The following is a 12,505-nucleotide window of genomic DNA, read 5'->3' on the forward strand; positions in this document are numbered from 1 at the left end:
GGCCGCCGCTGAGCATCGGTTGACGGTATTTCGACATCAAGACCGCGTCGCAAGGCGCGGTACGAAACACACCTGGAGGCCCGGTCACCCCGACGATGAGAGAACTCCCAGGTCCCAGGGGTCTCGCGCCGGGACAGACGTGTCCAGATATAGCTCGGACTCACGCACGGATGACGGCCATCCGAATGCCTACCGCTTGGAGGTCACCCGGCCTGTCGTTTGAGTGCAGGCACCTACCGCAGCATTTGCGCGACCGGCACGCGTCTTGTGAAGAAGCAGCACGATCGCCCCGGCGACCAGCCACAGACAGCCGATGACAACCCAGGTGACCGGCTCGTCAACGGGGACGCCGATACCCACCGCCAACAGGTTGGACAGATGAAATCCACCGTGCGCACCTACAGCCGCCCAGGTAGAGCCCGACACCCAGCGTGCCGCCATCGCCGCCGCCCCGAAGCCGAAGGGCATGGCCAGATAGATGAAGCGCTCGCCCCATCCCTCCTGGCCGCCCTGGGAGGCCAAGTGCATGACGGTGAATACGAGTACCGAGACGGCCGCCGCCGTCCGGGTGGAGCCGAGTGAGCGGAACAACCAGCCACGCCACACCAGTTCTTCGGGGATCCCCTGCAGAAAGAACCCCAGGGCGATCTGAATCAGGATGGCGGACCACCACGTGTCGCCCGGCACAGCGGGCTCCACCCGGGCGACACCCAGCAGATCCCCCAACAGCCCTGTTCCGGATACGACCAAGAAGGCGGTGATGATCATGCCGACGCACCAGGCCAGCGCACGCGGGCTCGGGCGCATTGCCAGGTCGGCGGATCGGACGTGATCCAGACGGGTGATCAGTATCCGGGCGCATAGGAAGGCGCACGCCGTCGCCAGGGACATGATCGCGAGCGCTGCCAGGCATACCAGCAGCAACCCCGTATTCCCCCGGCCGAAGACCTTCCCGTCCAGCAGCGCCTCTACTCCCGGTATGGCCATGATCAGCGTCGGCACCGTGGTGCTTAGCAGCATCACCGCGATAGCGATCGCCACCCGCGCCGCGGCGCCGCCCGGGCCCGGCCGACTCGCTCGCGCCTCCGGCCCCGCCTCGGTTTTGACCCCTGCCCCGGTGATCTCGTGAGCGCTCATGCCCACCACGCTAAGCGGGCCCATGCGCCCACTCCAGGAATCACAGTCAAAACCAGGGAAGACACGCCGAAGAATCAGGGGCGTGCCCGGGTGCTCCCCGAGCCTGCCCCGGAGCACGCGGGTCAACTCTCGCGGACGTGGAACGGCCCACGAGAACGGCACTCTGGACAGCATGCTCGACGGCCACGGCGCATGCTCGACGACGAGCCCGCGTCGTCGCTCCTCCTGCGCCCGCGCGGAGCCCCGGCTACACTTCAAGGGCATGAGCCAATTGGTCAGCCCTGGTAAGGCCAAGGAGGGCGACAAGATTGCGGTGCTGTCGCCGTCGTTGGCAGTGCCCGCCATCGGTCCCGCTGTTCACCAACAGGCGCTGGAGCGACTCCACGCCATAACCGGTCTGGTGCCGGTGGAGTTCCCCACGACCCGCCGTCTCGGAGCCGGCGCGCGCGAGCGCGCCGACGACCTGAACGCCGCCTTCGCCGATCCGAGCATTCGCGCGATCATCGCCACCGCGGGCGGTGACGATGAGATGACGGTCCTGCCACTCCTTGATGTCGAGCCCGTCCTGACAGACCCCAAGCCGGTGCTCGGCTACTCGGACAACACCAACCTGCACCAGTGGCTGTGGGAGCACGGCGTGTGCAGCTTCCACGGCGGCGCCACCCAGGTTCACCTAGGACCCGGGCCCGAGGTCGACGCCGTTCATCGGGCCTCGCTGCGTGCGGCACTGCTGACGGGTGAGACTCTGGAAGTCACCGAGCCGGGATACTCGGAGGACTTCGGCAAGGACTGGGCCGATCCGCAAGCGCTGAGCGAATACGGGACCCGCGAGCAGACGGAACCTTGGCTGTGGGACGGGCCTTCCACCGCAGCCAGCGGGCCCGGCTGGGGCGGATGCTTGGAGGTGCTGGTACTCGGCCTCGCCGCAGGGCGTATCCATGCCGACGCCAGAGACCTTGATGGCTGCGTTCTGATACTGGAAACCTCCGAGTTGCTTCCCGGCCGGGAACTGGTGGCGGGCATGCTGCGCTCTCTGGGAGAACGCGGGGTACTCACGGCCGCGGCCGCAGTACTGCTGGCCCGGGCGCCCGCAACCAGTTTCCAGGTCTCGCGTGACGCCCAGGCGCGTGCGCAATACCGGCAGGAGCAGGCCCAGAGTGCGCTTGAGGTCATCCGGCACTACAACACGGCGGCACCGGTATGCGCAGGAGTCCCCTTCGGCCATACTCGCCCCCAGTGGATCCTCCCCCACGGAGGCACGCTCACCGTCGATGCCGCCTCCCGGCGGATTACCGCCTCATACGTCTGAAGTCCTGTCTCACCGGGCAGAGTCGGCAGGCGCGGGCACCCGAGCCGAATTCTGTACAACTCGCTTACCGAAACGTACATTTCAGTCATGACCACCGTAACCATGTCCCGTGCCCGCGCCGAGCTCCCCGCTCTGGTGGACAAGGCGCACGAGGACGCCGTCTTCCTTAACCAACCGGGGCCGGACCGCAGCCGTACTCATCAGTCCGGCGGCCTATGAGCACATGCTCGAGGCACTGGAGGACCAGGAGGACATCGCCGCATACGACGCGGCAATGAACGAGGAGGGACCCAATATCCCCTGGGATGAGGTCAAGGCCGACCTCGGGATCGACTGAGCAAGCGGCCACCCGTGCGATACGAGATTGAGGTGCGCCCCGCGGCGCTCAAAGCTCTGCGGCGCATCGACAAGCGGGACCAGCGCCGGATCCAGGGGGCGATAGCTTTGCTCGCCACCGACCCGTATCCTCCCGGATGCCGCCCCCTCAAAGGCCGCCCCGCCTGGCGGGCACGCGTGGGCGACTACCGCATCATCTACACGATCGACGACGGCCGACTCGTCGTCGTTGTGGTCACGCCCGAACACCGCCGCGACGTGTACCGCTGACCGGGGCCGCCCGGACCGACGCCAGCCGAAAGGCCACTCTCGCAGGCTCAGTCGGCCGCCTGCTCCTGCTGCTTGCGCCAGCGGATGCCGGCGTCGATGAAGGCGTCGATGTCGCCGTCGAACACGGAGTCGGGGTTGCCGACCTCGTAATTGGTGCGCAGGTCCTTGACCATCTGGTAGGGGTTGAGCACGTAGGAGCGCATCTGGTCGCCCCAGGACGCCTTGACGTCGCCCGCCAGCTCCTTCTTCTTGGCGTCCTCCTCCTGCTGCTTGAGCAGCAGCAGGCGCGACTGGAGCACGCGCATGGCGGCCGCGCGGTTCTGAATCTGCGACTTCTCGTCCTGCATGGACACCACCAGCCCGGTGGGCAGGTGGGTGATGCGCACGGCCGAGTCGGTGGTGTTGACGCTCTGGCCGCCGGGGCCGGAGGAGCGGAAGACGTCGACTCGGATGTCCGTCTCGGGAATGTCGATGTGGTCGGTGGACTCGATCAGCGGGATGACCTCGACGGCCGCGAAGGAGGTCTGGCGGCGGCCCTGGTTGTCGAAGGGGCTGATGCGCACCAGGCGGTGGGTGCCACCCTCCACGCTGAGCGTGCCGTAGGCGTAGGGGGCGTGCACCTCGAAGGTGACGGACTTTAGCCCGGCCTCCTCGGCGTAAGAGGTGTTGAGGATCTTGACCGGGTAGTCGTGCCGCTCGGCCCAGCGGGTGTACATGCGCAGCAGCATCTCGGCGAAGTCGGCGGCGTCCACGCCGCCCGCGCCGGAGCGGATGGTTACCACGGCGTCGCGCTGGTCGTACTCACCGGACAGCAGGGTGCGGATCTCCAGCTCAGCCAGGTCCGTGCTGATGGCGGCCAGGTCCGCCTCCGCCTCGGTGAGGATCTCCGCGGCGTCCTGGCCCGACTCCTCCCCGGCGAGCTCGACCATGGCCTCCAGGTCGTCGATCCGCTCCCCCATCTTCTCCACGCGCGCCAGGTCGGCCTGGGCGTGGGACAGGGCGGAGGTCACCACCTGGGCAGCATCCGGGTCGTCCCACAGGTCGGGGGCGGAGGCCTGCTCGGAGAGGTCCGCGATGCGCGCACGCAGCGCCTCAGGGTCGCTGACAGCGGCGACAGAGGCGTAGGTGTGTCGAAGTCGTTCGATCTCGGAGGAGAAGTCAGTGGCCACGGAGGGAGTCTACGGCACCCCTCCTGCCAGCCCCGGGCAGGCTGCCCACGGCCACGCACAGGCAGGTCCCGGGCAGTTGCCGGGACGAGGCGACTGGCCCCAGACTGGCTCCGGACCTGTCCCGGGCCGACCCCGGCCAGGACCTGTGGCGCCTCCGGTCCTTGAGGCTGCCAGGACAGCTAGGGCTGCGTCGTCACCCGAGCGGACCCCGTGGCCGTGATGGTCAGTCCCGCCTCGGGAAGAATTCCCCAGGGCAGGAGGAGCGGGCGGGTCCGTGCGCTCAAGGTGACCACGGCCAGGGAGCCGTCCACAGCCTCAGCCGTGACAACCTGCACCCCGTCCAGCCCGGTCGCCGCAGCCTGCGCCGCTACGTCAGCACGGGCGGCAGCCTCCACCCCCGCCGTGGTGATGACGACAGGACCCGCCTCCCCGGAGCCCCCGGCGCCGCTGGATGCTCCGCCGTCCTCACCCCCTGCACCCTGGTGGCTCCTCTGGCTGCCTTCCCGGTAGCCCTGGTAGTAGGACGCCTCCTCCATACCGTTGGCACCGGCAGCAGCGGCCGAGTCCGCCAGGGCGGTCAGCGTCTTGGTGTCGAGGTAGACGACGGTGGCCGAGGTACCGACCAGCAGGAGCGCCAGGACAAGCACCACAGTCCCGACCCCCAGGACCAGGACCTGCCCGTGGTCCTGGTCGCGCAGGCGCCGCCAGGACCACGGGCGCCGCGACAGCGCCCCCAGCAGCACCCTCGGCAGCGGCCGCAGCGGCCTCGGGCGGCGCGGGCGCAGTGGCAGCCTCAGTGGCTGGGTCGGGCGCACTACTCCTCCTGGTCTGCGAGAGTGACGGAGCGCCGGGCCTCCACAGTCACGGCCTCACGCCTCAGGTCAGCAGCCGCTAGTCCGGGCAGCGGCACACTGGCCTCCACGGTGACCACCACCCGCTCAGAGCAGTCGGACGCGCAGCTCAGCGACAGGGCCGTGAGCGGGTCGGCCTCCACCCCCTGGTCAGACAGGGCCAGCCCGGCTGCCACACGCGCCCGGCCGACCGCCTGCGAGGAGCCGTCCACCTCCAGGACCCGGCTGGCCGCGTCGGCCGCGGAGACGACAGCGAAGGAGGCTGCCTGCACCTGGGCGAGCACCACCAGGAGGTAGACCAGCGGCAGCACGACGACCGCCGTCCATCCGATGAACTCCACCGAGGCGCTGCCGCCCTCCCGCGTCGTCCCGGCCGGGCAGCGCGGCAGGGACCGCGACGTGCGCTGCGACCCGTACTGTGACAGGGACTGCGGCAGGCAGAAGACGCGGCTCCCGGAGAGGCCCCGACAGCCTGCGGCGCGCCGCAGCGGCTTCAGGGCGCTCACCGCTGCTCCTCGACTCCGACGAGCGAGGCCTCGTCGACAGCGTGCCCGGTGACACCCACCACGCCTCCCGGTCCCAAGAGGCCGAGGAACGGCAGAGGCGCCGTCACCCTCACCTCCACGACCACGAGGTCCTCGACCTGGTGACGGGTCACGGCGACCTCCTGGACGTATCCCTCCGCCAGGGCGGAGTCCACCAGGCTGCGTACCCGCTGCTCCGCCTCCTGCTGCGTGCCGCCGACCAGGGCCGCCCGCCGGGCTCCCTCCCCGGCAGCGTCGGTGAGGACGTTGCGCACGTGCAGCCCCAGGGCCAGCTGGAGCAGCAAGGCCACCACCGCCAGGACAAGCGCGCTCACCATGACAAAGTCGGTCACAGCCGAGCCGCTCTCGCCTGGCCGTGGGCACCCGGCCCGCCGTCGAGGACCGGTACGGCACACACGCACCAGGAGGGACCGGCACGGCTCAGACCGCACCGGTGACCCGCCCGATCGCGTCGACAAAGACCTGAGTGAGGGTTGGTCCCGCTACTGCCCACAGCGCGACGACGAGCCCAGCGGTCATGAGGGTGACCAGCACCCAGCCGGGGACGTCGCCCCGCTCCGGGCCGCAGGTTCCCAGGTCACGGCCTCTGGCCAGAAGACGCCTGGCCCGGAGACGGACGATGCTGCTCATACGAGCTCCTTTCTCGCAAGGATCTAGGGTGGGAGGATCCGAGGGTGGGAAGAAGGGACGGGGACAGGTACCGGGACAGGGCCTGGACGGGGCGCTGGGCGGCCGGCGTCCGCCGCGCCGGTGGCGGCGCCTCACAGGCCCAGCCTCAGGACCGCCACCCCGGGGAACAGGGCGAAGGCGACAGTGACCGGCAGGACCAGGAAGACCACGGGAACCATCTGGGCGATCTCCCGCCTGCCGCCCTCCTCCATCAGGCTGCGCCGAGCCGCCTCTCGCACGTCCGTGGCCTGGGAGCGCAGCACCTGTGCCAGGGGTGTGCCCCGCTCCATGGCGACGGCGACCGCCTCGCACAGGCGGGTGACGTGCAGCGAGCCGACGCGCGCCTCCAGACGCTCCAGCGCCGTGGTCACCACGGTCCCGGAGCGCACGTCCGACAGGGTGTCGGCCAGCTCGTCGACCAGGTCCCCCTCCCCCAGGGCCACCACGCGCTCGATCGCGGAGACGGGTCCCTGGCCCGCACCGACGACCAGGGCCAGCAGCTCGACGACATCGGGCAGCTGGGCCTCGATACGGCGACGTCTGCGCTCCACCGCCTGGGACAGCCACCAGTCGCGCGCAGCGGCCCCGCCCACGCAGGCCAGGAGGGTCAGCACCAGGAGCGCGGGGACGCTGACCGGACGGGTCAGGGCCAGGAGGACACCCGCCCCTACCGTGGCGACGAGCCCGGCACACGCCCACACCAGCTGCTGGAGGCGCAGCTGCTCCAGGGTGAGGGTGGAGCCGCTGCGAGCCAGGCGTGCGCGCACCGAGGCCGAGGAGGACCCCAGTGAGTCCATCACGCCGCTGAGACCGACGAGCCGCCCCAGCAGGACGGCGCTGACCGTCTGCCCCCGGCCGTCGTGGTAGGCGGGACGCAGCAGCCCCGAGGTCGCTGGCCGCTGGTGCACGTAGGGCTCCAGCCTCGCCATGAGGGTGGGGGTCCTGCGCCCGCAGGCGCTCAGGACGCACAAGGCTCCTGCGCCAGCCAGCGCCCCGGACAGGCACCCGAGCAGATGGGGGCTCATCGCAGTGTCCTCTCCTCCTCCGGCAGGCGTCCCAGCCTCAGCATGAGCCGGTAGGCCAGGACTGACACCAGCCCCCCGACCAGGAGCACCACCGCTCCGGCCGAGGTGGCGTAGGCGGCCGCCGCCTGGGTCCGGGTCGACAGCAGGGCCAGGACGAGCCACGGGGCGGCCACGGCGACCCGGGCACCGTTGACGGTCCACGACTGGCGGGCCTCCAGCTCGCCACGGGTGCGCATGTCCTCACGCAGCATGCGCGACAGCGAGCGCAGGAGCGATCCCAGGTCCGTGCCGCCCACCTCGTGGGCCAGACGCAGGGCCTCCACGATGCGGTCCGCCACCGGGTCGGCGAAGCGGGCCTTGAGCAGGTCCAGGCAGTGGGTGAAGCGGGCCGTGGCCGCGTAGTCGGCGGCAAAGGCCTGGAACTGGGGCCGTACCGCCTCGGGACCTCGCTGCCCCAGGTTGGCCAGTGCCTCGGGCAGGCTCATGCCCGCCCCCACCGCCGAGACGAGGGTGTCCACCGCCTCCGGCCAGGTCTCGCGCAGCCTGGCCCGCCGGGAGCGGGCACGCGCGGAGACCATCAGCGTCGGCGCGGCCGAGCTGATGACCGCGAAGGCCACCGCGACCGGCCAGGCCCGCGACGCCCCCAGGAAGGCCAGGCCGACGGTGGCGCCCAGGACCAGGCTGCCCACCAGGAAGGTGGCGGGGGTGGTGCGTCCCGCACCCGCCTGGACCAGCAGGTCCGCCAGGTGCTGGGACCGCCGTGAGCGCCACCGGGGGACCTCGGAGGTGCAGGAGAGCCACACCAGCACCACGCCCACACCCGCCATGAGTCCCGCGACCGCCCCCATCAGGACCGTGCCCCCGTCGCGGAGGGGACCCCAGGGGCCAGGAGGGAGGGAAGGTCGATCCCCTCCCGGGCGTAGCGCTGCTGGTTGGCGGGTGCTCCCGGCCCTCGCACCAGGACTCCCTGGGCGTCACGGTGGTAGATGTCGGACAGCTCGACGACGCCGTTCTCCACCCGCCCGGACAGGCCAACCACCTCCCGTACCGTGCGCCGCCCCCGGGTGTCCAGGTCCAGGTGCACCACCAGGTCCACGGCGGAGGCCACTGTGGGCAGCACGAAACCGCTGGAGACGTTGTCCCCGGCCAGCAGGGGCAGGGTGCACAGCTTGACGACCGCCTCACGGGCCGAGTTGGCGTGGATCGTGCACATGGAGGGAAGCCCGGAGTTCATGGCGATGAGCAGGTCCAGGGCCTCCGCCTCACGGACCTCCCCGACCATCAGACGGTCAGGGCGCATGCGCAGCGCCTCCTTGACCAGGCGGCGCAGGGTGATCTCCCCCGTCCCCTCCAGGCTGGCGGGCCGGGTCTGCATGGCCACGCAGTCCCTGTTGCCCAGGGCCAGCTCGAAGACCTCCTCACAGGTGATGACCCGCTGCCCCGCCGGGATCGCCCCAGCCAGCGCCCGCACCATGGTGGTCTTGCCGGCCTGTGTGGCGCCGGAGACCAGGATGTTGAGCCCGGCCCGGACGGAGGCGTCGAGGAAGGCGGCCGCGTGGCTGGTCAGGGACCCCAGCCGGACCAGGTCCGAGACGCGCCACACCCTGGCCCCGTGCTTACGGATGTTGACGGCCCAGTGCCGGGAGGTGATCGGGGGGATGACGACGTGAAGTCGCTCTCCCCCGGGCAGCTGGGAGTCCACGAAAGGGGCCGACAGGTCCAGGCGGCGCCCCGAGGGGCGCAGCATCCGCTCCACCAGGACGTGCAGCTCCTCGCCGTCCAGGATCGTCGTGGTCAGCTCCGGCCTGCCCGAGCGGGCCACGAACACCCGTCCCGGGGCGTTGACCCAGATCTCCTCCACGGAGTCGTCATCAAGGTAGCCCTGGAGCGGCCCCAGACCGGCCAGGCGGTCCACGGCACGGGCCCGGGCACCGTCAGGGTCGGCCAAGGGCGGGACAAGACCCGCGTCGGCCCGGCGCAGGTAGTCGGCACAGGCCTCGGACACGAGGCTGTCCATCCTGGCGGTGTCCCTGGCCGGGTCGACGCCGCGGGTGCGGACGAGCTCGCGGATCTCGGTCAGGAGGAGGTCGGCAGCGTCCATGAGTCTCTCGGTGCCTCTCTGTCCAGGCTTGTGCCCGAGCCTGTGCCCAGGCCTTGTCCGGGGACAGCGGGCCGGGGCGCCCGGTGCCGGGGCAGGCCGCCCCGGCGACGGGTCACGCGGCCCGCCCCGGCACGGTGCTGGCAGTGCTGGCACTGCTGGCGGTACGGCCAGTGCGGGCACGGTGTCGCCGTCATCAGCAGACAATAGATCACCCGCGCTCGTGACACCACCTTTTGTACCGGCTTGTGGAAAACCATTCTCCCACCTTGCGCACCCAGCGGGGCGCTGTGGGCGCACCTCCCAGGTAGTCCTGCTATACACTTCTCGGCATGAGCGGAGGCGCGGGCAACGAGGGCACGGTGTCGCCTCCTGGAGGCCTGGTGGTCGGGGCCGACGGGCTGGTCCGGCCCGAGTGGGCGGTGGCCAGCCAGCTGGAGCAGGACTACTACGACCAGGAGTGGGGCAACGAGGTCCGCGACGAGGCGGGCGTATTCGAGCGACTGAGCCTGGAGGGCTTCCAGGCGGGCCTGAGCTGGGCTGTCATCCTGCGCAAGCGACCGCGCTTCCGAGAGGTGTTCCACAGCTTTGACCCGGAGAAAGTGGCTGCTTTTGACAGCTCGGATGTCGATCGCCTGGCAACCGACCCGGGTATCGTTCGCAACCGTCGCAAGATCGAGGCCGTGGTCTCCAACGCGGCAGCAGTGCTGGAGCTGCGCGCCCAGGGCGGGCTCAGCGACCTGGTGTGGTCCTACCGCCCGTCCCAGCCGCACCGGCCGCTCAGCTGCGAGGAGGTCCCGAGCACCTCGCCGGAGTCGGTGGCCTGCGCCAAGGACCTGCGCCGCCGCGGGTTCCGGTTCGTCGGCCCCACCACTGTCTACGCGCTCATGCAGGCGATAGGCATCGTCAACGACCACGTGGTCGGCTCGCACCGCCGTCCGCGCTGACACACGGCAGCCAGCACACGGCAGCGTCCTGCCCCAGCCTGCGTACGCACGGGCGCGGCGGGCCGTGCGTACGCAGGCTGTCGCCTACGGTTGGGGCATGCCCGAGCCTCCGCAGTCACCGGACGCCCCAGAGGACGCCGCACCCGTCCCCGGGTCCGGCGAGGCCGCTGAGAACGCCGAGAGCGCCAAGAACGCCAGGACCACCAGGACCATCGAGAGCGCCGATAGCACCGAGCGCACTGAGAGCGTCAGGAAGAGCACAAGAAAGCGCACGAGGAGCGCCGGAACCCATGACTCTCCCACCGCCCCGCAGTCCCGGGCGCGGCCTGCCGCCCCCCGCTCGCCCCTGGCGCTGGCGGCCCTGGCCACCGTGGCGGTCCCAAGCCTCCATCCTGCACGCCTGGCCCTGCCCCAGACCCGCACCGCCGTGCTGCAGGTGGTGGGCGTCATCGACACCAGGGGCCGCCACTGGGAGGTCATGGAGGCCCTCGACGCCGCCGCCGGGGCGGCCCTGGAGGCGGAGGCGGAGATCCTGCGCCGCGTCGGCAAGGTGGCGGACTCCGGCCTGGTGTCCTTCAACGTCTCACGCGCAGCCGGGTCCCTGCGCAGCGACGAGGCGCACGTCCAGGTCCGCTCCCACGTCGAGGGCCGCCCCATCCAGGTATCCTCCCTGCGTCCTGGGCCGGGACTGTCAGCAGGCCTGGGCAAGGCCCTGGGCGAGCTGCACGAGATTCCGACCTCGGTGGTGTCGGAGTCCGGCATGCCGGTCTACGACGCCGAGGAGGTGCGGGAGCGCTGGCTGACCGTCCTGGACGACGCGGCCGCCACGGGCAAAGTGCCTCCGGCGCTCCTGAGCAGGTGGGAGGAGGCGCTGGAGGAGACGGCGCTGTGGCGGTTCCGTCCCACCGTCGTCCACGGGGACCTGGCGGAGGAGAACGTCCTGGCTGCGGGGGGCAGCGTCGTCGGGCTGCGAGGGTGGACCCAGGCGCACGTGGGGGACCCGGCGGAGGACATGGCCTGGGTCTACTCCACGGTCCCGGTGGACTGCCTGGGCTCCATTGAGGACGCCTACGACATCTCTCGCAGCGAGGGCGTGGACAAGCACCTGCGCGACAGGGCCGAGCTCGTCAGCGAGCTGAGCCTGGCCCGGTGGCTGCTGCACGGAGCACGCAGTGGGGCCCCTTCCGTGGTGGCAGACGCGGTGGATATGCTCACGGACCTGGCCGCCCAGGTCGGGGACGAGCCGCTCGTCGAGCCGACGACCCCTCGACTGGCCCCAGTGCCGGGAGAGAGGCATGGTGCCGACCCGGAGGCCTCCACCAGTCCGGTCACCATGGTCCCTGTGGACTCGCAGGAGGACTAGTGGCCCTGTCCGCACGGTCCCCTATGCCATGAGAGAAGCCGGTTCCAACCGCCTGATAAGCGAATGACGAACGAATAAGGTCAGTACCTATGGTTGTGACTATGTCAGTGAAGAACACAGCAGGCACGGGACAGTCATGAGCAGGAGCAGCGACGTGCCTGTCGGGGGGAGCTCGGTCTGGGAGGACGTCACCAGCGCCGTGGACGCCAGCCCCGCCCACCTGGCCATCCTCCCGTCCACCACGAAGCGGGGGCGTGACATCGCGGCCCGTCTGGGCCTGACCGAGAGCTCCACGCTGGGGGCGCTCCTCCACCACTGCGGGGGGATCCTGGTCGACCACGGCCGTCTACGGATCCTCGCCGCCGGCAGCGGCTCGCTGCCAGACGTCCTGACCGCAAGCAGGTCCCGCAGAGGTGCCCTGGTGGTGGGCCACGACGCCTTTGGCGGGCGCTTCGCCATCGACGCCGGAGGCCTAGGGGTCGGTCACGGCCAGGTCTGCCACTTCGGCCCGGACACGCTGCACTGGAGGGGTACGGGTATGAGCCACGGCGCCTTCGTGCGCTGGGCCATCGACGGCGGCAGCGAGAGCTTCTACTCCTCCTGGCGGTGGAGGGGGTGGGAGCAGGAGATCGGTGCGCTGCGCCTGAACCAGGCCCTGAGCACCCAGCCGCCTCTGTTCTCCCGCGAGGGGCGCAATATCAGCCTGACACGGCGCAAGCCTGTGCCCTTCGACGAGCTCGTCGCCTTCCTGGAGGAGTCAGCCCGCCTGCGGGCAGGTGGCTAGGA

General features: G+C 70.7%; 15 protein-coding genes. 6 read left to right on the forward strand and 9 right to left on the reverse strand.

Going from position 1 to position 12,505, the window contains the following annotated elements:
- Positions 1 to 189: 189 nt before the first annotated feature.
- Positions 190 to 1,137 (reverse strand): CPBP family intramembrane glutamic endopeptidase, encoded by a 948-nt coding sequence (locus CWS50_RS08110; RefSeq protein WP_127842387.1) that lies wholly within the window; start codon positions 1,135 to 1,137, stop codon positions 190 to 192.
- Positions 1,138 to 1,309: 172 nt separating this feature from the next.
- Between CWS50_RS08110 and CWS50_RS08115 the strand changes: the two genes are divergently transcribed.
- From CWS50_RS08115 to CWS50_RS08125, 3 genes are all read left to right on the forward strand, one after another.
- Positions 1,310 to 2,446 carry an LD-carboxypeptidase gene (locus CWS50_RS08115; protein WP_243118244.1) on the forward strand — a complete coding sequence of 379 codons (1,137 nt, stop codon included), beginning with the start codon at positions 1,310 to 1,312 and terminating at the stop codon, positions 2,444 to 2,446.
- 87 nt (positions 2,447 to 2,533) lie between these two features.
- The gene (locus CWS50_RS13825; RefSeq protein WP_256329549.1) at positions 2,534 to 2,665 is read left to right on the forward strand and encodes a hypothetical protein; all 132 of its coding nucleotides are present in this window, start codon (positions 2,534 to 2,536) and stop codon (positions 2,663 to 2,665) included.
- Positions 2,666 to 2,797: 132 nt separating this feature from the next.
- Entirely contained in the window at positions 2,798 to 3,052 is a 255-nt protein-coding gene (locus CWS50_RS08125; protein ID WP_127842388.1) for a type II toxin-antitoxin system RelE family toxin, read from the forward strand.
- 47 nt (positions 3,053 to 3,099) lie between these two features.
- Here the strand turns inward: CWS50_RS08125 and prfB are convergent, their stop codons facing one another.
- The 8 genes from prfB to CWS50_RS08165 form a co-directional block, all read right to left on the reverse strand.
- Positions 3,100 to 4,221, reverse strand: a complete 1,122-nt coding sequence (gene prfB / locus CWS50_RS08130; protein WP_127842389.1) for a peptide chain release factor 2 — start codon at positions 4,219 to 4,221, stop codon at positions 3,100 to 3,102.
- Between the two features lie 179 nt (positions 4,222 to 4,400).
- Positions 4,401 to 5,036, reverse strand: coding sequence for a glycosyltransferase (locus CWS50_RS08135; RefSeq protein ID WP_341472714.1), 636 nt, complete (start codon positions 5,034 to 5,036; stop codon positions 4,401 to 4,403).
- Positions 5,036 to 5,578 carry a peptidase T4 gene (locus CWS50_RS08140; protein ID WP_243118245.1) on the reverse strand — a complete coding sequence of 181 codons (543 nt, stop codon included), beginning with the start codon at positions 5,576 to 5,578 and terminating at the stop codon, positions 5,036 to 5,038. The genes CWS50_RS08135 and CWS50_RS08140 overlap by 1 nt, the downstream gene beginning before the upstream one ends.
- On the reverse strand, positions 5,575 to 5,949 hold the full coding sequence (locus CWS50_RS08145; RefSeq protein WP_243118246.1) for a TadE/TadG family type IV pilus assembly protein: 375 nt from the start codon (positions 5,947 to 5,949) through the stop codon (positions 5,575 to 5,577). The genes CWS50_RS08140 and CWS50_RS08145 overlap by 4 nt, the downstream gene beginning before the upstream one ends.
- A gap of 88 nt (positions 5,950 to 6,037) precedes the next feature.
- The gene (locus CWS50_RS08150; protein WP_127842390.1) at positions 6,038 to 6,247 is read right to left on the reverse strand and encodes a hypothetical protein; all 210 of its coding nucleotides are present in this window, start codon (positions 6,245 to 6,247) and stop codon (positions 6,038 to 6,040) included.
- A gap of 131 nt (positions 6,248 to 6,378) precedes the next feature.
- Complete coding sequence (locus tag CWS50_RS08155) at positions 6,379 to 7,311, reverse strand: type II secretion system F family protein (protein ID WP_127842391.1); 933 nt, start codon at positions 7,309 to 7,311, stop codon at positions 6,379 to 6,381.
- Positions 7,308 to 8,159, reverse strand: a complete 852-nt coding sequence (locus tag CWS50_RS08160) for a type II secretion system F family protein (protein ID WP_127842392.1) — start codon at positions 8,157 to 8,159, stop codon at positions 7,308 to 7,310. The genes CWS50_RS08155 and CWS50_RS08160 overlap by 4 nt, the downstream gene beginning before the upstream one ends.
- Positions 8,159 to 9,412 carry a TadA family conjugal transfer-associated ATPase gene (locus CWS50_RS08165; RefSeq protein ID WP_127842393.1) on the reverse strand — a complete coding sequence of 418 codons (1,254 nt, stop codon included), beginning with the start codon at positions 9,410 to 9,412 and terminating at the stop codon, positions 8,159 to 8,161. Before CWS50_RS08165 ends, CWS50_RS08160 begins: the two co-directional genes overlap by 1 nt.
- A 329-nt stretch (positions 9,413 to 9,741) precedes the next feature.
- Here CWS50_RS08165 and CWS50_RS08170 point away from each other — a divergent pair, with 329 nt between their 5' ends.
- The 3 genes from CWS50_RS08170 (at position 9,742) to CWS50_RS08180 (ending at position 12,503) form a co-directional block, all read left to right on the forward strand.
- Positions 9,742 to 10,356 (forward strand): DNA-3-methyladenine glycosylase I, encoded by a 615-nt coding sequence (locus CWS50_RS08170; RefSeq protein ID WP_127842394.1) that lies wholly within the window; start codon positions 9,742 to 9,744, stop codon positions 10,354 to 10,356.
- A gap of 97 nt (positions 10,357 to 10,453) precedes the next feature.
- Positions 10,454 to 11,719 (forward strand): phosphotransferase, encoded by a 1,266-nt coding sequence (locus tag CWS50_RS08175; RefSeq protein WP_127842395.1) that lies wholly within the window; start codon positions 10,454 to 10,456, stop codon positions 11,717 to 11,719.
- 136 nt (positions 11,720 to 11,855) lie between these two features.
- On the forward strand, positions 11,856 to 12,503 hold the full coding sequence (locus CWS50_RS08180; protein WP_127842396.1) for a DUF2625 family protein: 648 nt from the start codon (positions 11,856 to 11,858) through the stop codon (positions 12,501 to 12,503).
- Positions 12,504 to 12,505 lie beyond the last annotated feature (2 nt).

It is taken from the genome of Actinomyces wuliandei, from assembly GCF_004010955.1.
Lineage (GTDB): Bacteria > Actinomycetota > Actinomycetes > Actinomycetales > Actinomycetaceae > Actinomyces > Actinomyces wuliandei.